General features: G+C 52.9%; 20 protein-coding genes. 9 read left to right on the top strand and 11 right to left on the bottom strand.

Translation table 11 applies throughout. From position 1 onward, the window contains the following. The first annotated feature begins 274 nt into the window (after positions 1 to 274). The 4 genes from ABKW30_RS04905 to ABKW30_RS04920 are packed head-to-tail and all read left to right on the top strand — an operon-like array spanning position 275 to position 3,124. Complete coding sequence (locus ABKW30_RS04905) at positions 275 to 820, top strand: sigma-70 family RNA polymerase sigma factor (RefSeq protein WP_348597049.1); 546 nt, start codon at positions 275 to 277, stop codon at positions 818 to 820. A 3-nt stretch (positions 821 to 823) separates the two neighbouring features. Beyond that, entirely contained in the window at positions 824 to 1,471 is a 648-nt protein-coding gene (locus tag ABKW30_RS04910; RefSeq protein ID WP_348597051.1) for a ChrR family anti-sigma-E factor, read from the top strand. 2 nt (positions 1,472 to 1,473) lie between these two features. Next, entirely contained in the window at positions 1,474 to 2,337 is an 864-nt protein-coding gene (locus tag ABKW30_RS04915) for an alpha/beta hydrolase (protein WP_348597052.1), read from the top strand. Continuing rightward, positions 2,330 to 3,124, top strand: a complete 795-nt coding sequence (locus tag ABKW30_RS04920; protein WP_348597054.1) for a DUF1295 domain-containing protein — start codon at positions 2,330 to 2,332, stop codon at positions 3,122 to 3,124. The genes ABKW30_RS04915 and ABKW30_RS04920 overlap by 8 nt, the downstream gene beginning before the upstream one ends. Here ABKW30_RS04920 and ABKW30_RS04925 read toward each other — a convergent pair. After that, positions 3,118 to 3,531 (bottom strand): DUF2177 family protein, encoded by a 414-nt coding sequence (locus ABKW30_RS04925; protein WP_348597055.1) that lies wholly within the window; start codon positions 3,529 to 3,531, stop codon positions 3,118 to 3,120. The two genes, ABKW30_RS04920 and ABKW30_RS04925, sit on opposite strands and share 7 nt — an antisense overlap. A gap of 170 nt (positions 3,532 to 3,701) precedes the next feature. On the opposite strand from ABKW30_RS04925, the gene ABKW30_RS04930 reads away from it, so the two are divergent. Continuing rightward, the gene (locus ABKW30_RS04930) at positions 3,702 to 5,873 is read left to right on the top strand and encodes a transglycosylase domain-containing protein (RefSeq protein WP_348597057.1); all 2,172 of its coding nucleotides are present in this window, start codon (positions 3,702 to 3,704) and stop codon (positions 5,871 to 5,873) included. Positions 5,874 to 5,885: 12 nt separating this feature from the next. Here ABKW30_RS04930 and glpK read toward each other — a convergent pair whose 3' ends face one another. After that, the gene (gene glpK, locus ABKW30_RS04935) at positions 5,886 to 7,376 is read right to left on the bottom strand and encodes a glycerol kinase GlpK (RefSeq protein ID WP_348597059.1); all 1,491 of its coding nucleotides are present in this window, start codon (positions 7,374 to 7,376) and stop codon (positions 5,886 to 5,888) included. Positions 7,377 to 7,499: 123 nt separating this feature from the next. On the opposite strand from glpK, the gene ABKW30_RS04940 reads away from it, so the two are divergent. Next, positions 7,500 to 8,249, top strand: coding sequence for an SDR family oxidoreductase (locus ABKW30_RS04940; protein WP_348597061.1), 750 nt, complete (start codon positions 7,500 to 7,502; stop codon positions 8,247 to 8,249). Between the two features lie 64 nt (positions 8,250 to 8,313). On the opposite strand, the gene xylA is transcribed toward ABKW30_RS04940, so the two are convergent. Genes xylA through ABKW30_RS04955 form a run of 3 tightly spaced genes read right to left on the bottom strand, consistent with a single transcriptional unit; the run spans position 8,314 to position 12,332 of the window. After that, positions 8,314 to 9,624: a xylose isomerase gene (xylA, locus tag ABKW30_RS04945; RefSeq protein ID WP_348597063.1), complete on the bottom strand. Its 1,311-nt coding sequence runs from the start codon at positions 9,622 to 9,624 to the stop codon at positions 8,314 to 8,316. Continuing rightward, the gene (gene xylB / locus ABKW30_RS04950) at positions 9,621 to 11,075 is read right to left on the bottom strand and encodes a xylulokinase (protein ID WP_348597064.1); all 1,455 of its coding nucleotides are present in this window, start codon (positions 11,073 to 11,075) and stop codon (positions 9,621 to 9,623) included. The genes xylA and xylB overlap by 4 nt, the downstream gene beginning before the upstream one ends. Positions 11,076 to 11,090: 15 nt before the next feature. Next, positions 11,091 to 12,332, bottom strand: a complete 1,242-nt coding sequence (locus ABKW30_RS04955; protein ID WP_348597066.1) for an ROK family transcriptional regulator — start codon at positions 12,330 to 12,332, stop codon at positions 11,091 to 11,093. A gap of 208 nt (positions 12,333 to 12,540) precedes the next feature. On the opposite strand from ABKW30_RS04955, the gene xylF reads away from it, so the two are divergent. The 3 genes from xylF to ABKW30_RS04970 all read left to right on the top strand — a co-directional run bounded on the left by xylF (position 12,541) and on the right by ABKW30_RS04970 (position 15,768). Further along, positions 12,541 to 13,584: a D-xylose ABC transporter substrate-binding protein gene (gene xylF / locus ABKW30_RS04960; RefSeq protein ID WP_348597067.1), complete on the top strand. Its 1,044-nt coding sequence runs from the start codon at positions 12,541 to 12,543 to the stop codon at positions 13,582 to 13,584. 82 nt (positions 13,585 to 13,666) lie between these two features. Then, on the top strand, positions 13,667 to 14,974 hold the full coding sequence (locus ABKW30_RS04965) for a sugar ABC transporter permease (protein WP_348597068.1): 1,308 nt from the start codon (positions 13,667 to 13,669) through the stop codon (positions 14,972 to 14,974). 14 nt (positions 14,975 to 14,988) lie between these two features. After that, positions 14,989 to 15,768 (top strand): ATP-binding cassette domain-containing protein, encoded by a 780-nt coding sequence (locus tag ABKW30_RS04970; protein ID WP_348597070.1) that lies wholly within the window; start codon positions 14,989 to 14,991, stop codon positions 15,766 to 15,768. 50 nt (positions 15,769 to 15,818) lie between these two features. Here the strand turns inward: ABKW30_RS04970 and ABKW30_RS04975 are convergent, their stop codons facing one another. The 6 genes from ABKW30_RS04975 to ABKW30_RS05000 form a co-directional block, all read right to left on the bottom strand. After that, positions 15,819 to 16,397, bottom strand: coding sequence for a NifU family protein (locus ABKW30_RS04975; protein ID WP_348597072.1), 579 nt, complete (start codon positions 16,395 to 16,397; stop codon positions 15,819 to 15,821). Between the two features lie 100 nt (positions 16,398 to 16,497). Next, a complete protein-coding gene (locus ABKW30_RS04980) occupies positions 16,498 to 16,986 on the bottom strand; it encodes a universal stress protein (RefSeq protein ID WP_348597074.1) in 489 nt (162 codons plus the stop codon). 42 nt (positions 16,987 to 17,028) lie between these two features. Further along, complete coding sequence (gene trpS / locus ABKW30_RS04985) at positions 17,029 to 18,108, bottom strand: tryptophan--tRNA ligase (protein WP_348597075.1); 1,080 nt, start codon at positions 18,106 to 18,108, stop codon at positions 17,029 to 17,031. An 87-nt stretch (positions 18,109 to 18,195) separates the two neighbouring features. After that, on the bottom strand, positions 18,196 to 18,582 hold the full coding sequence (locus tag ABKW30_RS04990) for a VOC family protein (protein ID WP_348597077.1): 387 nt from the start codon (positions 18,580 to 18,582) through the stop codon (positions 18,196 to 18,198). After that, positions 18,579 to 20,177: a murein biosynthesis integral membrane protein MurJ gene (gene murJ / locus ABKW30_RS04995; protein WP_348597079.1), complete on the bottom strand. Its 1,599-nt coding sequence runs from the start codon at positions 20,175 to 20,177 to the stop codon at positions 18,579 to 18,581. Before murJ ends, ABKW30_RS04990 begins: the two co-directional genes overlap by 4 nt. Position 20,178: 1 nt before the next feature. Further along, positions 20,179 to 22,992, bottom strand: coding sequence for a [protein-PII] uridylyltransferase (locus tag ABKW30_RS05000; RefSeq protein WP_348597081.1), 2,814 nt, complete (start codon positions 22,990 to 22,992; stop codon positions 20,179 to 20,181). Positions 22,993 to 23,016: the final 24 nt, after the last annotated feature.

Below are 23,016 nucleotides of genomic sequence, written 5' to 3' on the forward strand. Positions count from 1 at the left end.
CGAACATTCTCCCGCGCATTTGTCCAAAGAAACAAACGCGTTGTGCTTGTTCAGCCGTTGTCTCTTGTGGTTTCAATCAATACGTTGGAGATACGAAAATGGATCAGGATAAGTTTCGGCGCTGATCCAGTTTTGTTATCTCCTCGTATTGAGCGGTATGAATGACGTCAGCCCACTTAGCTTCATCGATAGATATTCCCCACAGCGAATCCTGTTTCGCTGTGAGTTCTATCGCGGCGAACCAAAAGCTGATGCCGGACGTTACGTACGCAGAATGAAAAAAATCGACGAAAATTCGGACCGCATAGTGCGTATCGCACAGCATGCAGACAAGAAGGCTTTTGCCGCGCTGTTTGGTTTCTATGGCCCGCGCATAAAGGGCTTTTTCATGCGTGGCGGAATGGCGGCAGGGCAGGCAGAAGAACTGGCGCAGGAAACCATGCTGACGGTCTGGCGAAAGGCTCAGCTTTTCGATCCTGATAAAGCATCGGCCTCGACATGGATATTCACCATTGCCCGTAATTTGCGTATCGATCTTATCAGGCGCGAGCGCTATCCGGCGCAGCACCTTCTGGAAGAACCCGATCCGGAACAGGAGCCATCTCCTTCAGACGGGCTGTTGAAAGCTGAAAGTGAAGAGCGGATACGCATTGCCATAAAGGCACTTTCACCCGAGCAGGTGCGTGTTATCCACCTGCACTATTTTGATGACATAGCCCACAGTGAAATTGCCAAGACACTGAATTTGCCGCTTGGAACGGTGAAATCCCGCCTGCGTCTGGCGGTGCAACGTTTGCGCAACTTGATGGGCGAGGACTAAACCATGAACAATCGCCCTTCCGATGAAATTCTTATGGCGTTTGCGGCAGGTACATTGCCGCAAGGTCCGGCGCTGGTCGTGTCTGCACATCTGGCGCTGTGCCCCGAAAGCCGTGCGCGCGTCCGCCGGTTTGAAGTGATCGGAGGTATGATGCTTGATGATGTGCCCGCCGTGGATATGTCGGCCGATGCCTTGGAAAAGGTACTTGGCCGGTTGGATGCTCCATCAAGTAAACCTGCCGTTGAAAAAGGGACATGGCTCGCGGAAATGCCGGATGGCATGATCTTGCCTGAACCGCTTGAGTATTACGATATTGGCAAATGGAAGTTCCTCGCCCCCGGCGTTCATTGGAGTTCCATCGGTAAGGGTGGGCCAGCACGAACACGGCCGATGCTGCTTCGTTCCAAGCCGGGTATGGTTTTGCCCGAACATACACACGCGGGTACGGAATATACGCTGGTACTCAAAGGATCGCTTCACGATGAGCTTGGTGATTATAAAGTCGGTGATTTGATCATAGCCGATGCCAGTCTTGAACATGAGCCACGAGCGGGCCCTGACGAGGAATGCATATGTCTGGCCGTGGTCGACGGAAGGCTACGTATGAAGAGCCTTATTGGGCGTATCGTCCAACCAATTCTGGGGTTTTGACATTGAGAAGCCTCGCCGCAGCTACTGTCGTTGTTGCAGCAGCGTTTGCCTTGGCAGCATGTTCACCCGGTCGTGTACTCAGTATCGCCACCTCGGCCAATGGCGCGGGCATCGAGAAAGACATCCGCTATGGTGATGGCCCACGCCGAACCCTTGATGTCTACGCGCCTAGCGGTGCCAGAAATGCACCTGTCGCTGTATTCTTTTACGGTGGCAGCTGGCAGAGCGGGGAAAAGCAGACCTACCAGTTCGTTGCGTCTGCGCTGGCAGCGAAAGGCATTGTGACAATCGTTCCGAATTATCGGCTCTCTCCGGAAGTTCATTATCAAGGCTTTTTGAGTGATGGTGCGATGTCTGTCAAATGGGCTAAAACCCATGCGAAACAATATGGCGGCGATCCCTCCAAGCTGTTTTTGGCGGGACACTCCGCCGGAGCCTATATTGCGGTAATGCTGGCTCTCGACGATGAGTGGCTTGGTATACAGGACCTCAATCCGGCTCGTGATATCAAAGGATTCGTAGGAATCTCGGGCCCTTATGATTTCCTGCCATCTGACGACAAAAAGATCGCCGACATTTTCGTCACCGAGAAAGCTCCCGGCGCATCACAACCAATCAACTATGCGGGTGGACGTAACCCTCGCGGATTGCTGCTGCATGGCACTGGCGACAAGATTGTCTATCCGCGGAACAGTACGGGTCTTGGCGACAAATTGCGTAAAGCAGGCAGTTCCGTTGAAGTGAAGCTTTATTCCGGTGTCGGTCATCTTGGTATCATTGGAGCGATGGGCTCACCCATGCGGTTTGTCGCGCCAACGTTGAAAGACACCACAGATTTCATACTTGGCAAGCCTTCCAATGAATGAGGTGGAGCTACTGCTCGTCTCGGCTTTGGCTTTTTGCTTGATCATGGCTGTTGCATGGCAAATGCAGCGCATAACCGGAAATGATGGTTGGGCGGACGTATTCTGGTCTTACGGCGTTGGCATTACCGGCATTGGTGCCCTGTTCGCATCGCATGATATTGCATCGCCTATTCGCCGCTGGCTGGTCATCGCGATGCTGGCGGTTTGGTCGCTTCGCCTTGGTACTCACATTTTGTTGCGTACGCTCAAAAGCCATGATGACCCACGCTATGCGAATCTGCGAAAGGGCTGGGGCAAAGCCGCTCCATGGCGGATGTTCCTGTTCTTGCAAAGTCAGGCAATTGCAGGTTCGCTGCTTGTATTGTGCGTCTATATGGCTGCGGGCAGGCAAGGCGAAGCGCTCGACATCTTTGATTACGCGGGTGTTGTTGTCATCATGATTGCAATTGTCGGTGAGGCTGTTGCCGACGCCCAGCTGAAACAGTTTTCGGCTGCCCCCGTTAATCGGGGCAAAGTCTGTGATGTGGGACTATGGCGTTGGTCCCGGCACCCAAACTATTTCTTCGAATGGCTTGGCTGGGTGTCATACGCCCTAATTGCTGCAGGTGGTTTCCTGCCCCATGGCTGGATCGCCCTCGCTGCACCAATTATCATGTACGTGCTGTTACGTCATGTATCCGGCGTGCCGCCACTTGAAGAACACATGATGAAATCGCGTGGTGAGGCGTTCCGGGATTATCAGCGCCGCACCAGTATCTTCTTCCCACTGCCGCCAAGCTCTCACTGAAGCTTTGAGAGTGCCCAGCCTGTTACAACAAAACTGAGGCTTGCGGAGATGGCAGAAGCGACTGTTCCCCAAGCCATGTCCACAATCGTAACCGTGGTAGACCACTGCTTCAATGTCGCTTGATTGGTAAGATCGTAGGTCGCATAGGCCATGAACCCGAACAATGCACCATAGACAAGTGCAGTGGTCCAGCGACCGGTTTCCAGTGCCGGGCTGACAGCAAAGATGACAATACCTGCGACAAAGATAAGATAGAACAGAACTGCGGCAGGATAGTTTACGTCGGCACCCATGACGTCTGGCAGGCGGTTGCGATAGAAGCTCGTAGCCACTGTGCTCAACCAGACAAAGTCCAGAACGAAGAACACAATCGCTGTTGAAATATAGGCGAGGACGTGTTTGAGCATTTGCGTTTCCTTTCCCTTCTTTACGCAAATCGATATTGATTGGATCAGCCGTATGGACATTAAGCGGAATTAACCATCGTCCCCTTTAACCGCACCTTAAATCGCCGCATTTACTCTGCAACGCGTGACTTCCATTTCTGGCAGGCACATCGGGGCGGAATTTATAATCCATGGCACCACGCGATAAAGGCAGGCAGCGCATCGAACCGGGTTTCGGCTCCGGCCGTAGTTCCAGTGATGATATGCGCGCAGATCCAGAGGACAGGCCCGTGGCGAAACGCAAGACTGTGCGTAAATCCCCAAAATCCAAACGTGGCAGCTCAAGGCGAAACAGGAATAGCGGCGGCCTTATTGGATTAGTCCGCAGAGCTTTGTACTGGTCGTTTGTTTTGTGCATATGGGGCGGAATTGCTCTGGCTGGTACCGTCCTATACTTCGCAGCAAAGATGCCCCAAACCACCACTTGGTCAATTCCGGACCGCGCACCCAACGTCAAGATTATTTCTGCAGAAGGCGAATTGATCGCCAATCGAGGCGCATCCGGGGGCGAAGCTATCGGCCTTCATGATATGTCGCCCTATATACCCGAGGCCGTTATCGCCATTGAGGACCGGCGGTTCTATTCGCATTTTGGTGTCGATCCCATCGGTTTTGCCCGTGCAATGGCAACCAATATTATCTCTGGCCGCTTGGTGCAGGGTGGCTCCACAATCACGCAGCAGCTCGCAAAAAACCTCTTCCTCACACCGGATCGCACGATCGAACGTAAAGTGCAGGAAGTACTGCTCGCACTTTGGCTGGAGCAGAAGTACACCAAAACACAGATTCTGGAGATGTATCTCAATCGCGTCTATCTGGGGTCGGGCTCTTATGGTGTGGCAGCTGCATCGCGGCGATACTTCAACAAGACTGCTAAGGAAGTAAGCTTGCCGGAAGCGGCCTTACTTGCAGGCCTGCTCAAAGCGCCGTCACGACTGTCGCCTGCACGTGATCCAAAGGCTGCCCGTGCACGGGCGGAACTGGTTCTTGCGGCGATGCGTGATCAGGGAAAAATTGGCTCAAAGGAACTGAATGCAGCCTTGGGCGAACCAGCAACACGCGCCGCATCATATTGGACCGGATCGGAGCAATATGTTGCCGATCGTGTCATGGAAGAATTGCCGGAGTTGATAGGCGAGGTAACCAGCGATATGATTGTTGAAAGTACCGTCGATCTTGGATTGCAGAAGCTTGGTGAAGCTTCTATTCGCGATCTGATTGCAAAAAACGGTGACAAGCTGGATGTTTCGCAGGGTGCACTTGTCTCTGTAGATGGAACCGGTGCAGTGCGTGCTCTTGTTGGTGGCTACGACTATGCCAATAGCCAGTTTGACCGTGCCAGCGAAGCAAAGCGCCAGCCGGGCTCCGCCTTCAAAGCATTCGTTTATCTTTCCGCCTTGGAAAAGGGGCTTACGCCCGAAACCATCCGCAATGATGCACCGATCCGCATCGGCAAATGGACGCCTGGAAACTACAATGGCAAATATTTCGGCAGGGTAACGTTGGCGGAAGCGCTGGCCCGATCCCTGAACTCTGTATCGGCCCAATTGGTCATGGAGGTTGGGCCTGCAACAGTCGTATCGATCGCTCACCGACTGGGCATTGATTCCAGCCTTACGGCCAATGCGTCTTTGGCACTTGGTACGTCAGAAGTAACCCTGCTTGAATTGACAGACTCTTTCGTTCCCTTTGCCAATGGTGGTTACAAGGCGCCGGTTCACATCATTCGCCGTGTTACTACAAATAGTGGTAAGCTGCTCTATGAGTATAAGGGGCCGGCACCGAACCGTGTTGTCAGCCCGCGCAATCTCAGCATGATGAATGCCATGCTTAGCCAGACAATCGAGACGGGCACTGCCACCAAGGCAAGATTTGGCTGGCCGGCAGCAGGCAAGACCGGTACCAGTCAGAATTTCCGCGATGCCTGGTTTATTGGCTATACATCCAACCTGACCACGGGCGTCTGGTTCGGTAATGACAATGGCAAACCCACGAAAAAGATCACGGGTGGTTCGCTACCGGCCATTGCCTGGAAAGATTTCATGGTAGCTGCCCATAAGGGTGTTCCTGTTGCACCGCTTCCTGGAGATTATCGTCTTGATAAGCTGATTGAAGAAGGCAATGACATTCTGCCGGAATCAGGCGTCGACCCATCGGCACCATCAGCCCAACTTGATCCGGGCACGCAGGTTGGCCTTGGCGACCAGACTGGTTCTACAAGGCCTGTTCCACCCGGAGATGTAGGTGGCAATGGTCAGACAGGCCGCAAGACGACGCTGTTTGATTTGATCATGGGTAATTGACCGCGCTGGTAATCAGCTTGTGAGCGTGCGTTTCACAGCAATTTTCCATCCTGCAATCTTTGCCTTGCGGGTCTTTTCATCCATTTTTGGCGTAAAGCGCGTATCCCGCTCCCATGTCTTGGAAAACTCGCGACGATTGGGCCAGATGCCCGCCTTGGAACCGGCAAGCCACGCGGCGCCTAGTGCTGTTGTTTCAAGGATAGTAGGTCGATCTACGGGTGCGTCGAGAATGTCGGCAAGACGTTGCATCGTCCAGTCTGAAGCAACCATCCCGCCATCAACGCGAAGCACGGTTTTGGTATCGGATGTCTTCCAGTCTTTGCGCATGGCGTCGAGCAGATCACGTGTCTGATAAGCTACGGATTCGAGCGCTGCCCTTGCAAATTCGGCTGGGCCGGAATTGCGGGTCAGTCCATATATCGCACCGCGCGCTTCGGCATCCCAATGTGGAGCGCCCAAGCCGACAAACGCGGGGACAAGATATACATTTTGACTAGGATCAGCCTGATCGGCCAGTTTGCCGGTTTCCGGTGCGGACCCGATAATTTTCAGTCCATCCCGCAACCATTGGACCGCCGCCCCAGCGATAAAGATTGATCCCTCAAGGGCGTAGGTTGTCTTGCCATTCAGCCGGTACGCAATGGTTGTCAGAAGTCGGTTCTTGGAGAGCACCATATCGCTGCCGGTGTTGAGCAGAGCAAAGCAGCCGGTGCCGTAGGTAGATTTGAACATGCCGGGTTCAAAGCAAGCCTGTCCAATGGTTGCTGCATGCTGGTCGCCTGCCACGCCGAGGATGGGGATAGTTGCTCCAAACAGAGATGCTTCTGCAGAACCAAAATTTGCGGCGCAGTCCTTTACCTCGGGTAGCATAGCGCGTGGAATGCGGAGTATTTTCAGCAGTTCATCGTCCCACTCATTCGTCGCAATGTTAAAAAGCAATGTGCGGGAGGCATTGGTTGCATCGGTGGCGTGAACCTTGCCACCTGTAAGGCGCCAAATCAGAAAGCTGTCGATTGTGCCGAATAGCAATTCACCATTGGCGGCACGCCTGCGGGCACCTGGCACTTTGTCCAAAATCCAGGAAAGCTTGGTGCCGGAAAAATAAGGATCAAGCAGCAATCCGGTTTTGCGGGTGAATTTCTTTTCCAGTCCCTGTTTTTTCAGTTTCTGGCAAAGGGCTGCGGTTCTGCGATCTTGCCAGACGATGGCATTATGGATCGGTTTGCCGGTCACCTTGTCCCAGACGATTACCGTTTCGCGCTGGTTGGTAATGCCAATGGCGGCAACGTCGCCCGCTTGGATCTTGGCGTTTTCTATTGCTACTTCACAAGTTGCTAGAACAGATTGCCAGATTTCATCGGGATCATGCTCTACCCAGCCGGATTGCGGATAGATTTGCGTGAATTCTTGCTGGCTCTTGCCGACAACCTTGCGGTTCTTGTCGAAAATGATGGCGCGGCTCGATGTAGTGCCTTGATCGATGGCCAGAATATACTCGGTCATGCTTCCTCCCGCAGTTTTGTTTGACGTTATTGATTTCGACACACGGGATCAATCAGGGAGCGAATGTTATGCCTCGATATTCAACTGCCGATCGGCTATGGCTTCTCCAACGGAGAATTTCTCATGAGTGATAAAGAACCTCGCAAGGTGCTTGTACTGACCGGCGCGAGCCGCGGCATTGGCCATGCAACTGTTAAGCGTTTTTCGCGCGCCGGTTGGCGCGTGATTACGTGTTCGCGCCAAAGTTTTGATGACAATTGTCCTTGGCCGGCTGGTCCGGATGATCATATCAAGGTTGATTTGGCCGATCCTGCGGATGTCGACCACGCAGTTTCCGAAATCAGGCAACGGCTCAAGGTTGAGGGCGGTATGCTGAACGCGCTGGTGAATAATGCGGGTATTTCACCGAAAAATGGATCAGGTAATCGTCTCGATTCCATTGAAACGCCGATGCAGACATGGATGAGCGTTTTTCAGGTGAATTTCTTCGCGCCTATCATGCTTGCGCGTGGATTGTTCAACGAACTTGAAGCGGCAAAAGGTTCGGTGGTCAATGTGACTTCGATTGCGGGCAGCCGGGTGCATCCTTTTGCTGGAACAGCCTACGCAACGTCCAAGGCTGCACTGGCTTCTTTAACCCGCGAAATGGCTTCGGATTTTGGTCCACATGGCATTCGCGTCAATGCAATTGCTCCGGGCGAGATTGACACCGCTATCCTCTCACCGGGCACCGACAAGTTGGTGGAACAGTTGCCGCTACGCAGGCTGGGCAAGACTGCCGAGGTTGCCGAAACGATTTTCTTCCTTTGCTCGGAAGCGTCGTCCTACGTTACGGGCTCGGAAGTTCATATCAACGGCGGCCAGCACGTTTAGCCATCCGGCTGGAATAAGTTCTCATCTGAGAACTTATTCCTATACTTGATTTGTAGAAAAAGCCTCAGACGTAACGGTTGACGACGTTTTCCAGATATTCCTGACGACCGGAACGTGGTTGCGGCTGCAATCCTGCGCTCTCAACAGTTTTCGCAATATCTTCCAGCGATAGCTTACCGGACAACATTTCCTGTGCGTCCGGCTTCGACCATCCCGCATAACGCTCGTCGACAAATCCGGTGAGTACCTTGTCTTCGATCATCTTCGCTGCGGCCTTGAGTCCACGGGCACATGTATCCATGCCGCCAATATGGGCAATCAGAAGATCTTGTGGATCAAGTGACTGACGACGCAATTTGGAGTCGAAATTCGTGCCGCCAGACGTGAATCCACCAGCTTTCAGTACCTCGTAATAGGCGAGCGCAACCTCCGGAACATTGTTCGGAAACTGGTCTGTATCCCAGCCGGACTGATAGTCGTTACGGTTCATATCGATGGAACCGAAAATGCCCAAAGCCGCTGCAGTGGCAAGCTCGTGCTCAAAGGAATGCCCTGCAAGAATGGCATGCCCCTGCTCAAGATTGACCTTAACTTCGTTTTCCAGACCAAACCGCTTGAGGAAGCCATAAACCGTTGCCGCATCATAATCGTACTGGTGCTTCGTCGGTTCCTGCGGCTTCGGCTCAATAAGAATCGCGCCCTTGAAGCCAATCTTGTGTTTGTAATCGACAACAAGGCTCAGGAAGCGCCCCATCTGATCGAGTTCCCGTTTCATGTCGGTATTCAGCAAGGTTTCGTAGCCTTCACGGCCGCCCCAGAGAACGTAATTTTCACCCTTCAGCTTCTGAGTAACGTCAATGCAGGTTTTGACGGTAGCCGCTGCATAAGCAAAGACATCGGGGTCAGGATTGGTTGCTGCGCCTGACATATAGCGGCGATTGGAGAAGAGATTGGCCGTGCCCCAAAGCAGCTTGGTTCCGGACTTTTCCATCTTCCCGGCAAAGTAGTCGGCGATTTCGTGCAGGCGCTTGTTGCTCTCCGCCAGCGTGTCACCTTCCGGGCGAACATCCGCATCGTGGAAGCAGAAATAAGGTGCACCGAGGATTGAGAACATTTCAAAGGCGACATCCGCCTTGAGCTTGGCACCATCCATGGTTTCATTGAACCAGGGGCGTTCGAACGTCTGGCCACCGAAAGGATCGCCGCCCGGCCAGACGAAAGAATGCCAGTAAGCGACTGCGAAGCGCAGATGATCCTCAAGGCGCTTGCCCAAAACGACTTCATCCGGATTATAGAAGCGATAGGCTAGCGGATTGGTGCTGTCCGGCCCCTCATATCTAACTGGTTTTACATCACCGAAAAATCCGCTGCTCATGATTGAACTCCTTTTAGTGCTGGATAGAGGTTGTGATATCGCTGGTAAGCCGCATCGAATTGAGCGGTCAGTTTTGTCTCGGGCTCGATCGTTGACTCGGTCGACGGGGCAATGCAGATTTCGCGTGGATTGGCTTGCTCGGCAGCAATCAGGCCAAGACGCGCCGCGCCGAAAGCCGCGCCAAAATCACCATCCGCGGGGACATCGACTGGTATATTCAACGCAGTCGCTATTGTTTTTAACCAATAGGTCGAGCGCGAGCCACCGCCAACTGCTGTCACGCGTTCGAGCTTGGTGCCGGCAGCAGCCAAGGCATTGAGGCAGTCGCGAAACGCAAAGGCCACGCCCTCCAGAACGGCCTGAGTCAATGCAGCCCGGTCACTTGCGTGTTCCAGTCCGTAAAATGATCCGCGAATGGAAGAATCATTGAGTGGGGTTCTCTCACCCGAGAGATAAGGCAGGAAAGTTACACTGGATGGTTCGCGTAATTCCTGTCCAAGTTCCGTAGTGAGTTCAGATGGTTTGCGTGAGGCGATACCTGCATACCAGTTCAGAGCATCCGTAGCAGAGAGGATGACACCCATCTGGTGCCATGTATCTGGCAAGGCATGACAGAATGTATGGACCGCACTTTCCGGGTTGGGCAGGTAGGCACTGTTAGCTGCAAAAAGTACGCCGGATGTACCAAGTGAAACGAACGCATGACCTTCGCCCACCGTGCCCATGCCACATGCTGATGCCGCATTGTCACCGGCTCCACCAGCAACAACAACGTTGCTTCCCATACCCCAGCGTGAGGCGATATCAGGTTTCAATGTACCGGATACTTCTGTGCCTTCTACGAGCGATGGCATGTGATCGAGGCTCAGGCTCGTCGCTGCCAGTAGTTCGGATGACCAGTCCCGCTTGCCAACATCAAGCCATGACGTACCTGCTGCGTCGGACATTTCGGAAACATACTCTCCCGTCAGCCAAAGCCGCAGATAGTCTTTTGGCAGGAGGATATGCCGGGTTTGGTTGAAAATATCTGGCTCGTTGTTTCGAACCCATGCAACTTTAGGCGCCGTAAATCCCGGGAAAACAATATTGCCGGTCAGGGAGCGGAACAGCGGGTTTGCATCAAGTTCACTTGCTTCCTTATGGCTTCTGGTATCGTTCCACAGCATGCACGGACGAAGCACCTTATCATTACCATCAAGCAGCGTTGCACCATGCATTTGACCGGAAAGACCAATACCTTTGACGGCGGCAAGCTCCTTGCCATGGCTGACGCGGAGTTCCTGTACAGCATCTTCAGTGGCCCTGATCCAATGTGCAGGGTCCTGTTCCGACCAGCCTGAATGAGGCCGTGAGACTTCCAGCGATCCGTTGCCGGAGCCTACGATCTTCTGGTTTTCGTCAATCAATAATGCCTTGACACCTGATGTGCCGAGATCAAGTCCGAGATACATAAAAATTCTCCTGAATTATGCCGGGATTGCCCTTTTGACCGGAGTGTCGCCGGGAGCAAAGATTTGTGTGTCGAGATGGAGCAGGGATGTCATCATGCAGCCTTGCAGAATAAGCGGGTGTTCATCGGGATAGCAGCGAATGTTCAGGTCCTGGGTAGCACCCCAGCCGGATGTCCCGGAAACAATTGCACGGAGGTCTTTTTCGAGAAGATCGAAAACTCCGGCTCCCGGACCAACGAGCGCAACAGGAACAGGGTCAATCAACGAAAAGAGACTTCGCAGGCCCGAACCGATTGCCTGACCCGCTTTGCGAAAGGCATCCCGTTCCTTGCCTTCTCGTGCCCGGGCAATATTTGCGACCTTGTTGAAATCTGCGGTGTTAACATCTTGAGCCGGTTGAGCATTCTCATCCTCTCCCGCAATATCCCGTAATATCGCATAATCACTGGCATAGGCCTCTATGCATCCATGTCGACCGCAGCGGCAAAGTGCACCATTTGGGACGTGCAGCATATGGCCAAATTCGGAAGCGGACGAGTAAGCGCCGAGGAATGGTTTGCCTTTCAGATAAAGCCCCATGCCGATGCCGTGTGACAGCAAAACCGCCGCGAAATCTTCGGTATAGTTTTTCGGATCAATCCACCGGAGTGCCTCGGCTATCATGTTGCAGTCGTTGGCGACAGCAACGCCAACTTGATAACGCTCGGACAAGGCTACACCGAAACCAATGTTTCTATCAGGTGTGATGGGTGACCAGAGCATCATCGAGCTTGCAGCATCTGTAACGCCCTGAACGCCCATGGAAATGTGAAGAAGAGGGCCCACATTGGCAGGGCTGTTTTCGATCAACTCATCAAGCATGGATGAAATTGCATCAACAAGCTGATCAGCCGTTGCATCGAGAGTGGCCACATGACGAAACTGTTCAGTGATGACGTCACCGGTATAGTCGAACAACACGGCATGGATAAGGTTCAGCGCGAGTTCAACTGTCGCTACGGTTGCAACTTCGGGGTTCAGCGCAAGGGCGATCTGAGGTCGGCCACGCCTGTTTGATCCGGGATCATTATCGCGATTCTCACCAATTATACCCTCTGCAATCAATGCCGTAGTGATCGCGGAAACTGTCGACGGGCTTAGGCCGGTATGCGCAACGATATCAGTTCGCGACAGGAGTCCATGCTGCCGCATGGCACCCAATATGAGCCGCCGATTCTGGCGACGAACATCGTCCGGTCGCGCAATCTCATCCAGCAACAAATGACTTCCTCCCGAAATCTTTTTTTGTGCGGCGCAAGAAAACTGTTGCAGTGCAATAACTTACGCCGTCAAAAACCAAGTTGACACGGAAATGGTTTTAAGTCACTATTTTTTTCGAGCCTCGAAATAAAGAGGTTTTATTGCTGACCGGAGGTGAAAGTCAGCATTGAACAGTCAATGTGCCAAGTGCACTGGGAGGGTTATCATGAAGAAATATGCGGCCGCATTAGCGGGGGCAGCAGTTCTGGCTATCTCGTATGCAGGACCTGTTCTGGCAAAAGACAAAATCATCGGCGTGTCGTGGTCCAACTTCCAGGAAGAGCGTTGGAAGACCGACGAAGCTGCAATCAAAAAGGCATTGGAAGCGAATGGCGATAAGTACATTTCCGCCGATGCACAATCGTCCGCTTCGAAGCAGTTGACCGATGTTGAAAGCCTGATTTCGCAGGGTGCCAATGCTCTGATCATTCTGGCGCAGGATTCCAGTGCCATTGGCCCGGCAGTTGAAAAAGCTGTTGCTGAAGGTATTCCAGTCGTAGGTTATGACCGTCTGATTGAAAACAAGGACGCGTTCTACATCACTTTCGACAACAAGGAAGTTGGACGCATGCAGGCTCGTGGCGTTCTTGCCGTGAAGCCGGAAGGCAACTATGCCTTCATCAAAGGCAGCTCGGCTGATCCGAATGCGGACTTCCTTTTTGCGGGTGCGCAGGAAGTGCTGAAAGACGCCATCGATTCCGGCAAGATCAAGAATGTCGGTGAGGCTTATACCGACGGCTGGCTGCCAGCCAACGCGCAGAAGAACATGGAACAGTTCCTGACTGCCAACGACAACAAGATCGACGCTGTTGTCGCCGCCAATGACGGAACGGCCGGTGGTGCAATTGCAGCGCTGCAGGCTCAGGGTCTTGCTGGGACGGTTCCGGTTTCCGGTCAGGATGCTGATTTTGCTGCGCTTAACCGTGTTGCACTTGGCACCCAAACCGTGACGATCTGGAAAGACTCCCGTGAACTCGGCAAGGAAGCTGCTGGTATTGCGGCCGCTTTGGCTGATGGCAAGACGATGGAAGAAATTCCAAATGTCCAAAAGTTTGCTGGTGGTGTCAACAAGGTTGAAGTCAACGCAGTGTTCCTGACACCAGTGCCGGTTACCAAGGACAATCTCGGCGTTGTTATCGATGCCGGATGGGTCAAGAAGGAAGTTGTCTGCCAAGGCGTAAAAGCCGACGCAGTCGCAGCCTGCAAATAATCTGACCGGAACATAATGAAATTTGACGCCGCTGATCCTTCGGGTCAGCGGCGTTCAAACAACATAAACTGGGAGAAAACTCATGAGTGATCCGGCTGTTAGCCTCGACCAAGCTCGCGCTTCCGAACTGGGCGTTGTTGCCCGTTTCTTTAAGGCGACGGAACTCGATACACGTCTGCTTGGCATGATCGGTGCACTGGTCGTCATCTGGTTGGCCTTTCAGTTTCTGTCGGGCGGTCAGTTTCTGACACCGAGAAATCTTTGGAATCTTTCGGTCCAAACATCCTCGGTTGCTGTCATGGCTACAGGTATGGTTTTGATTATCGTTACGCGAAACATCGATCTTTCTGTAGGGTCGGTTCTGGGCTTCGTTGGTATGATCATGGGTGTGACTCAGGCGGAGTTTCTGCCAAAGCTCATTGGATTTGAACATTCAGCAACCTGGCTTATTGCGCTCGCCATCGGCATCGTCACTGGAGCGGTCATTGGCGGGTTTCAGGGCTTCGTGATCGCATTTCTGGGGGTGCCTGCATTTATCGTTACACTTGGTGGGCTTCTTGTTTGGCGTGGCGCGGCATGGTGGGTTACTTCGGGTAGAACCGTAGCACCCATGGACTCAACTTTTCGCCTTATGGGTGGTGGCCCGGATGGTTCGATTGGCGCGATGTGGAGCTGGATTGTGGGGCTCGTTGCCTGCGTTGCCCTCGTGGTCATGATCATCAACAGCCGTCGCCAGCGTAAACGGTTCAATTTCCCACGCCGCCCGGTTTGGGCCGAAGTTTTCATGGGTGCGGTTGGCTGTGGTCTGGTTCTCGGCGCCGTTGCCGTTGCAAATGCCTATTACTGGCCTATCGGTATTGTGCGCAGATATGCCGAGGCGAATAGCATAACCATTCCCGAGGGTGGATTGTTCATATCCCATGGCATTGCACTGCCGGTTCTTATCGCAGTGGCCACAGGCATCATCATGACTTTCGTGACAACCCGTACGCGGTTTGGCCGTTATGTATTTGCGATGGGTGGCAATCCCGAAGCGGCGGATCTGGCCGGTATCAATACGCGCTGGGTAACGATGAAAATCTTCATCATCATGGGCATTTTGTGCGCGATAGCCGGCGCTATTTCGACAGCCCGCCTGAACGCTGCGACCAACGCGCAAGGCACGCTGGATGAGCTTCTGACGATTGCTGCTGCCGTTATCGGGGGTACTTCGTTGGCCGGCGGTGTGGGAACGATTGCCGGTGCAATGATCGGAGCGCTTTTGATGCAGTCTTTGAGTTCCGGGATGGTCCTGTTGGGCCTCGATACTCCGTTGCAAAACATTGTTGTTGGCGTTGTTCTTGTCATAGCTGTTTGGCTGGACACGATTTATCGCCGCCGGACTGCTTGAGGGAGGAGAAAATCATGACAAATACACAAACTGCTCTCATCGATATGGAAAATATCTCGATCGCATTTGGCGGTATCCGTGCGGTTGACGGCGCATCGATTGATCTTTTCCCGGGTGAAGTCGTTGCCCTGCTTGGTCATAATGGCGCTGGGAAATCGACTCTCATCAAAATTCTGTCAGGTGCTTACAAGCGTGACAGCGGCACCATCAAGGTCAACGGCGAAGAGGCTTCGATAAGCAATCCGCGCGATGCGAAAGCCTATGGCATCGAGACGATCTACCAAACTCTTGCATTGGCGGACAATGTAGATACGGCAGCCAATCTCTATCTTGGGCGCGAACTGATGACGCCTTGGGGTACGCTTGACGATGTGGCCATGGAACATAGCGCCCGCGAGGTCATGGGCCGTCTAAATCCACGCTTTCAGCGTTTTAAAGACCCGGTAAAGGCCTTGTCGGGTGGTCAGCGCCAGTCTGTGGCTATTGCCAGAGCAATATTGTTCAATGCCCGTATCCTGATCATGGATGAGCCTACAGCTGCGCTTGGTCCACAGGAAACGGCACAGGTTGGAGAGTTGATCAAGCAACTCAAGAGCGAAGGAATTGGCATTTTCCTCATCAGCCATGATATCCATGATGTTTTTCATCTGGCAGATCGCGTCGCAGTGATGAAGAACGGTCAGGTTGTTGGAACTGCAAAAGTTGGCGATGTGAACGAGGATGAAGTGCTTGGCATGATCATTCTTGGAAAATGTCCGCCCGGAGCAATTCCCGGGCCGGGGGCCGTAAACTGAACAATAAAAAAGCCCGCTTTAAGCGGGCTTTTTTATTTATTTCTATAAGGTCAGATGGCCTCGACCTGCTGTACTTCCGGAACGAAGTGCTTCAGAAGGTTCTGAATACCATGCTTCAGCGTTGCAGTGGATGAAGGGCAACCCGAGCAAGCACCCTTCATATGCAGGAACACGGTGCCGTTTTCGAAGCCGCGGAATGTGATGTCACCGCCGTCCTGAGCAACAGCAGGGCGAACGCGCGTTTCAAGCAATTCCTTGATTGTGTCGACAATCTCGGTGTCAGCGCTATCGAAGAATTCACCTTCGGTTTCGCGCTGAGCATTGTCGGCAACATCCGTCACATTCGCCATGATCGGCGCGCCGGACATGAAGTGCTCCATGATAGCGCCGAGAATTGCTGGCTTCAAATGCTGCCACTCTGGCGCATCTGTCTTTGTAACGGTCACAAAGTCATATCCGAAGAAGACACCGGAAACGCCAGGCACAGCAAAAATCTTGGCAGCGAGCGGGGAGGCGTCACCTGCCGTTGCAGCATCACGAAAATCGGCTGTGCCTTCCTCAAGCACCACCTTTCCGGGCAGGAATTTCAATGTTGCTGGATTGGGAGTAGCTTCGGTCTGGATAAACATGGTGGATCTCGCGTCCCTAGTTTAGAACTATTCAAAGAGGCATATAGGCCTTTAAACCATTCTCTTCAAGTCAAGATTATATCACGTTTTGGAGACGCGATCATGTAATTGCGTCGAGGTCCTCGTCGGAAAGATTATAAGGGACCACAGTAACCGGTATGGAGAACGTTTCACGCCCAGCCAATGACTGTACCAGCGGGCCCGGGCCATCCTTGCCTGAACCGGCAGCCAATACCAGAATGGCAATATCCTGATCCTCTTCGATGAGCTTTTGAATCTCTTCCGAGGTTATGCCCTCACGTATGGAGAGTTCAGATTCGATACCTATGCTTTCCCGGACCCTTGCAGCAAATTTGCTGAGCGTGGAATTGGCGGTTTCCTCCGCCTCGGCCCTCATGATCTGCTCAACCCCGAGGAATGCCTGAAAATCTGCTGAATCTATAACGAACAAAAGGAGCAACACGCCGCCCGTTGTCTTGGCACGGCGTGCAGCATAGGCTACGGCCCGCTCGCATTCGGGCGTTTCATCGATAATGGCCAGGAATTTACGGCGATGGCCAGCTTCGCGACTAAGACGTTTTGATACCATTTGTGCAACCTGCCTTAAGCATTGACTGTCCGCAAGTCCTGTCTAGTCCTGAAGAAATCCGACAATATCGCGAACATTCCGCATCGTCTTTTCTGCAAGAACACTCGCACGCTCTCCGCCGTCTTTCAGGACTGCATCTACAAATCCCGGATCGGCGGAAATGCGGCGCATCTCAGCAGCGATCGGCGAAAGTTTTTCAACGGCAAGCTCGGCCAATGCGGGTTTGAAAACCGAAAATTGCTGTCCTCCAAAGTTGCGAAGCACGGTTTCCTTGTCGCTGTCAGTCAAGGCAGCATAGATACCAACCAAATTGTCCGCTTCTGGCCGATCTTTCAGGCCGTCAATCTCCGATGGCAGCGGATCGGAATCAGTCTTCGCTTTGCGGATTTTCTTCGAGATCGTATCGGCATCGTCGATGAGGTTGATCCGCGAAAGGTCAGACGGGTCGGACTTCGACATCTTCTTGGTGCCATCGCGCAAACTCATGAGCCGGGCGGCAGGACCGCCAATAACCGGCTCTGTAAGCGGAAAGAAACTTGATATGGTTTCATCGCCTGACTGTGTTTCAACACCAAGCCCGAGTTCCGAAATCTGATCCGAAAAATCAGTATTGAACTTCTGCGCAATATCACGGGTCAGTTCGAGATGCTGTTTTTGGTCTTCGCCAACTGGCACATGCGTGGCGCGGTAAACGAGAATGTCGGCAGCCATCAGATTGGGATAGACATAGAGGCCGACAGACGCGTTTTCGCGATCCTTGCCGGCTTTATCCTTGAACTGTGTCATGCGGTTCAACCAGCCCATTCGGGCGATACAGTTAAACACCCATGCAAGTTCAGAATGTTGACGCACACGGCTCTGATTGAACACGATATGTTTTTTGGGATCGACACCGGCAGCAAGAAATGCGGCAGTCACTTCGCGTGTATTGCGCAACAATTCGGAAGGGCCGCCCCAAACGGAAACAGCCTGCGTTATGGCGTGCTGATCGACCACGCAATAGATACAGTTATTGTTTTCCTGCAAGGCTACCCAACGGCGGATAGCGCCGAGATAATTGCCCAAATGCAGATTGCCGGTTGGTTGAACACCGGAAAAAACGAGCGGTTCAAACGTGCTCATAAGTCGTCCTTAATTCTTCTTGGGCCAAGTCTGGTAGCCGTGACGTGCGGTTCTCGCAGAGCGAAGCACGGGATTCAAGCTTTACCTTCATTTGAGTTGCAGCAGATCCCATTTATTGCCGTAAAGGTCTTCAAAGACGGCAACGCTGCCATATTTCTCATGCCGGGGATTTTCGAGAAATTTCACACCAGCATCCAGCATTTTCGCGTGATCGTTAGTAAAGTCATCGGTGTATAGAAACAGGGCAACGCGGCCGCCTGTCTGATTACCCACAGCCGCTTGTTGCGAAGCCTCGTCGGCCTTTGCCAAGAGCAGCCTCGCACCATCCTTCTCCGGTGCGACGACTACCCAACGCTTTGTGTCCGAGAGTTTTGTGTCACTGACAAGCGAGAAGCCAAGTACATTCGTGTACCAAGCAATTGCCTCGTCATAATCGCTTACAACGAGGGTGATCATACCAATGCTGCGGCTCATTGTGATGGGCTCTCCGTTGGTGGTTCTGGAGTTTTGGCCCGACGCTTTACATTGCGGCGGATCATCCCAAGGCTCGCGCCCCCACTGCCGAAGGCAAGCGCAAAGTATACAACCATCGACATGAGGATCAGCCCGAACACGCCGGTTGCCTGAACATGTACGGGCGCCTCTGCCGCAAGATATGGAGCAGCCCACTCAATCGCGTAAGACAGCGCAAATGCCATAATCGCTGCAGCGATGATCAATCTCGGGATGCGGGTCAAAAGTGGTATGTCCCGTCCCCAGTGCCCCCTCCAGATGAGGGTGGCAAACAGCAGGATGGCGTTGACCCATCCGGCCGTTACTTCGGCCGTTGCAATGCCGGTTTCTGCCAAAATGGGAAATAGTGTCAGTGCCATTGTGATATTGATCACTACCGATATTGCGGCAAAGATCATCGGCGTTTTCGTATCCTCCCGGGCGAAAAAGCCGGGAATGAAAGCTTTGATCAGGACGAATGCAGGAAGTCCCAAGCCATATATTGCCAGAATGCTCGCAACGCGGCTGGTTGATTCAGCAGTAAACTCGCCGCGCTCAAGCAGAAGACGGATAATCGGTTCGGACATGACCAGCAGTGCTGCGGCTGCAGGCAAAGTGAGAAACAAGATGAACTCGACCGAGCGGTTCTGAAGGTTGCCAGCTTCCTTGAGGTTACCGGACCGCAGGGCACGAGCCAGTTCCGGCAAAAGCACGGTAGCGACGGCTATACCGACTACGCCGAGAGGAAGTTGATAGACCCTGTCCGCATTTGCGAGCGAGGTGATGGCACCTTCTTTTCCCGAAGCGATATTGGTGTTTATCAGGAGATTGATCTGCGTAATACCGCCGGTGATTGCTGCAGGCAGAGCCAATACCAGCAGGCGTTTGACATTGGCGGTCATGCGCGGACGCCGGAAACCAATCGATATTCCGGCATTGCGCACTGCAAACCAGACAATTGCCAGCTGTACCAACCCTGCCGCCATCACGCCCCAGGAGAGGCCATAGCCAATGGTGATGCCATCATGACCGGCATACCAGGCATAGGCAAGCACACCGATCAGGATGACATTCAAGAAAACAGGAGCCACTGCGGCTGCAAAATAGCGATGCAGCGAATTCAACATTCCACCCATCATGGCCGCAAGTGACATGCAGGCCAGATAGGGAAACATGATGATCGCCATCGACACCGTGTTGCTGAACTTTTGCGGGTCATCAACGAAGCCAGGGGCAATTACGGTACGTACAATCAACGGCATGGATAGTTCCATGATGATGGTCAGAGCCATCAAAACGCTGAATAGAACGCCGAAGACTTCTTCCGAAAACCGCTTGGCACCATCCATGCCATTGGCTTCGATCTCTTTGGCAAAAAGCGGAACAAAGGCTGCATTAAATGCGCCTTCGGCAAACAGGCGCCGGAAGGTATTGGGAAACCGGAAAGCCGCATTGAATGCATCGGCGACGGGACCGGTCCCCAGTGCTGCCGCCATCAACATTTCGCGGGTCAGGCCGAAAACGCGGCTCATTAATGTGCCGGATGCGACGGTCGCGAATTTCTTGACGAGGCTCATATCATTCTGCCGTCATGAGGACATTTTGCCGTTGAGGCTGTGCTGTGATGATGTCGCCCTCCCCAAAAAGCGCCAGAAGCTTTTTGCGAATACGGCTTTGCCGCGTCATGTTGGTTATCTGATGGCCAACAAGATCCGTGACGTAGAATACGTCGATCACCTTTTCACCAAATGTAGTCACGTGTGCGGAAGCAATATCGAGCGAAAGATCGGATATTACACCAGTGATTTCAGACAGAACACCCGGGCGATCCAAACCCTCGACTTCAATGACGGTAAACTTGTTTGACAGCGTGTTGTTGATTTCTACACGTGGCGTGATCTTGAAAGCTTTTGCAGCACGCTTGGGCTTCGTTCTTGCGGCAAGCATTTCCGGCAAATAGGTCTTGCCTGACAGGACATCCTCGATCAAACGTCCAACGCGCGTGGCACGCCGGCGCTCATCGTCGTCGGTAGGAAACTCGCGGCTGATCAAGATCGTATCAAGTGCGCGACCGTCGCTTGTCGTGAAAATCTGCGCATCAACGATGTTGGCGCCAGCCGCTGCGCAAGCGCCTGCAATGACCGAGAGAAGGCGGGGATGATCCGGCGACAGTACTGTGATTTCCGTCACACCCTCAAAATCATGGGTTTTCACCATTGTTGCGAGAGTTTTGTCGCTTGCATCGGATTCCCGAATGAAGCTGGCATGACGTAACTGATCGGCGATGCTCACTGTCAGCAGATAATTCTGATAGTGAAGCGCGAGATAGGACTGACGCTCGATTTGCGGCCAAGATGATAGCGCGTGTTCAAGCTGTGCTCTGGCATGGTCTGTGCGTTCTTTGCGGGAGACTTCCGAGAAACCACCTGTGAGCATCAATTCCGTTTCGTAGAACAGATTACGCAGTAACTGTCCCTTCCAGCCATTCCACACACCGGGACCAACGGCTTTGATATCGCAGATTGTAAGGATCAGCAGCAGCTTCATACGTTCGAGTGTTTGCACGATCTCGGCAAAGTCTTCGATTGTTTTGCGATCATTCAAGTCGCGCGACTGTGCAACCATGCTCATGGTTAGATGTTGCTCAACCAGCCAGGAAACTGTTTGGGTATCTGCCTTGGACAATCCGAGACGCGGGCAAATTCGCTTAGCTATCCGGGCACCGGCAATGGAGTGATCTTCCGGTCGGCCTTTCGCGATATCGTGCAGCAATAGCGCCACATAAATAAGATTACGATCTTTTTTGAGGCCCGGCATGATCTGATTGGCGAGCGGGTGCTCCTGCTCAAGATCGCCACGTTCGATCTCCGACATAACTGCAATGCACCGCAACAGGTGCTCATCAACCGTATAGTGGTGATACATATTGAACTGCATCATCGCCACGACTTTGCCGAAGTCCGGAATGAATTTGCCAAGGACTCCAGATTCGTTCATGCGGCGCAGGATAAGTTCCGGATTGCGTTCCGAAGTCAGAATTTCCAAAAAGAGTTTGTTTGCTTCCGGGTTTTCCCGCAGCTCGGCCTTGATGAGGGACAGCGAGCGCGTAACCAGTTGCATCGCATCCGGGTGGAATTCCAGCCCATGCTTGTCGGCAAGGTGGAAAAGGCGAATAAGATTGACCGGGTCTTTGTGAAATACCTCATCATTGGCAATCGTAATGCGATGGTTGTCGACTACGAAATCGGTAGTTCCTGCGAGTTTGCGCTTACGCCGGGAAAATGTAAGGAAAATCCGGTTGAAGCCGGGAACATGCTTCGCCTGTTCTTCTTCCAGTGCAGCACAAATAATACGCGTCAGGTCTCCGACTTCCTTTGCCACTAGAAAGTAGTGTTTCATGAAGCGTTCCACGTCCCGTTGGCCGGGGTGTGCAGTATAGCCAAGGCGACGTGCGATCTCACTTTGGATATCGAAGGAAAGCCGTTCTTCGGCTTTACCCGTAAGAAAGTGCATATGGCAGCGAACCGCCCATAAAAGGTCTTCTGCCTTACGGAATATGTTATGCTCAGCGCGAGACAGCACGCCCAGCTTGACCAGTTCATCGCTTGTTTTGACACGGTAATAATATTTGGCGATCCAGAAAAGCGTATGCAGGTCGCGCTGGCCACCTTTGCCTTCCTTGACATTTGGCTCAACGAGATAGCGGGTTGCGCCGGATTTCTTATGGCGCACATCTCTTTCGGCTAGCTTGGCTTCAATGAACGCCGGGCCAGTGCCTTCGACAACTTCCTTGTCGAATCGTTCAACCAGCTTGTCGAACAGCTCCTGATTTCCGCAGATGTACCGCGCTTCCAGAATACTGGTGCGGATGGTCATGTCCGAAAGTGACAGGCGGACCGATTCATCCAGATTGCGGGTAGCATGGCCGATCTTCAGGCCAATATCCCACAGCATGTACAGGATATATTCAACAACCTGCTCGCCCCAAGGTGTTTGCTTATAGGGCAGAAGAAACAGAAGATCGATGTCGGAACCGGGAGCGAGGCCACCGCGGCCATAGCCGCCGACCGCTATGATCGTCATTCGCTCCGAAGTGGAAGGATTGACTGCGGGATAGACATGCGTTGTCGCGAAATTATAGAGCGCTGTTATAATTTGATCCATCAGCCATGATAGACGCACAGAGCATCGCGTTCCGCGCGCGTCCTGCATCAGCATGGCCTCAGCACTCTTGCGGCCAAGTTCCAGCGTGCGTTTTACAAGCTGCAGCACGTCAGCTCGTTCGACGGAAGCCTTACCCTGCTTATTGGCCGCTTTAACGAGGTCTTCAAATTGTTGATGAAGCCTGTCCGGGCTGACAATCTGTTCCAGTTTCAGGTCTGAAGAGCTCATGAACACGACTTTACAAATGATGGC

This window comes from Phyllobacterium sp. SB3, assembly GCF_040009165.1.
Classification (GTDB): Bacteria; Pseudomonadota; Alphaproteobacteria; order Rhizobiales; family Rhizobiaceae; genus Phyllobacterium.

Bases quoted from the DNA above. Each gene is read 5' to 3' on its own strand.
- glpK (WP_348597059.1), bottom strand. From the start codon at position 7,376: ATGACCGAGTATATTCTGGCCATCGATCAAGGCACTACATCGAGCCGC.
- ABKW30_RS04975 (WP_348597072.1), bottom strand. From the start codon at position 16,397: ATGTTTATCCAGACCGAAGCTACTCCCAATCCAGCAACATTGAAATTC.
- ABKW30_RS05000 (WP_348597081.1), bottom strand. From the start codon at position 22,992: ATGAGCTCTTCAGACCTGAAACTGGAACAGATTGTCAGCCCGGACAGG.
- ABKW30_RS04980 (WP_348597074.1), bottom strand. From the start codon at position 16,986: ATGGTATCAAAACGTCTTAGTCGCGAAGCTGGCCATCGCCGTAAATTC.
- ABKW30_RS04920 (WP_348597054.1), top strand. From the start codon at position 2,330: ATGAATGAGGTGGAGCTACTGCTCGTCTCGGCTTTGGCTTTTTGCTTG.
- ABKW30_RS04990 (WP_348597077.1), bottom strand. From the start codon at position 18,582: ATGAGCCGCAGCATTGGTATGATCACCCTCGTTGTAAGCGATTATGAC.
- xylF (WP_348597067.1), top strand. From the start codon at position 12,541: ATGAAGAAATATGCGGCCGCATTAGCGGGGGCAGCAGTTCTGGCTATC.
- ABKW30_RS04930 (WP_348597057.1), top strand. From the start codon at position 3,702: ATGGCACCACGCGATAAAGGCAGGCAGCGCATCGAACCGGGTTTCGGC.
- ABKW30_RS04970 (WP_348597070.1), top strand. From the start codon at position 14,989: ATGACAAATACACAAACTGCTCTCATCGATATGGAAAATATCTCGATC.
- xylB (WP_348597064.1), bottom strand. From the start codon at position 11,075: ATGTATCTCGGACTTGATCTCGGCACATCAGGTGTCAAGGCATTATTG.
- ABKW30_RS04925 (WP_348597055.1), bottom strand. From the start codon at position 3,531: ATGCTCAAACACGTCCTCGCCTATATTTCAACAGCGATTGTGTTCTTC.
- xylA (WP_348597063.1), bottom strand. From the start codon at position 9,624: ATGAGCAGCGGATTTTTCGGTGATGTAAAACCAGTTAGATATGAGGGG.
- murJ (WP_348597079.1), bottom strand. From the start codon at position 20,177: ATGAGCCTCGTCAAGAAATTCGCGACCGTCGCATCCGGCACATTAATG.
- ABKW30_RS04910 (WP_348597051.1), top strand. From the start codon at position 824: ATGAACAATCGCCCTTCCGATGAAATTCTTATGGCGTTTGCGGCAGGT.
- ABKW30_RS04940 (WP_348597061.1), top strand. From the start codon at position 7,500: ATGAGTGATAAAGAACCTCGCAAGGTGCTTGTACTGACCGGCGCGAGC.
- ABKW30_RS04965 (WP_348597068.1), top strand. From the start codon at position 13,667: ATGAGTGATCCGGCTGTTAGCCTCGACCAAGCTCGCGCTTCCGAACTG.
- trpS (WP_348597075.1), bottom strand. From the start codon at position 18,108: ATGAGCACGTTTGAACCGCTCGTTTTTTCCGGTGTTCAACCAACCGGC.
- ABKW30_RS04905 (WP_348597049.1), top strand. From the start codon at position 275: ATGAAAAAAATCGACGAAAATTCGGACCGCATAGTGCGTATCGCACAG.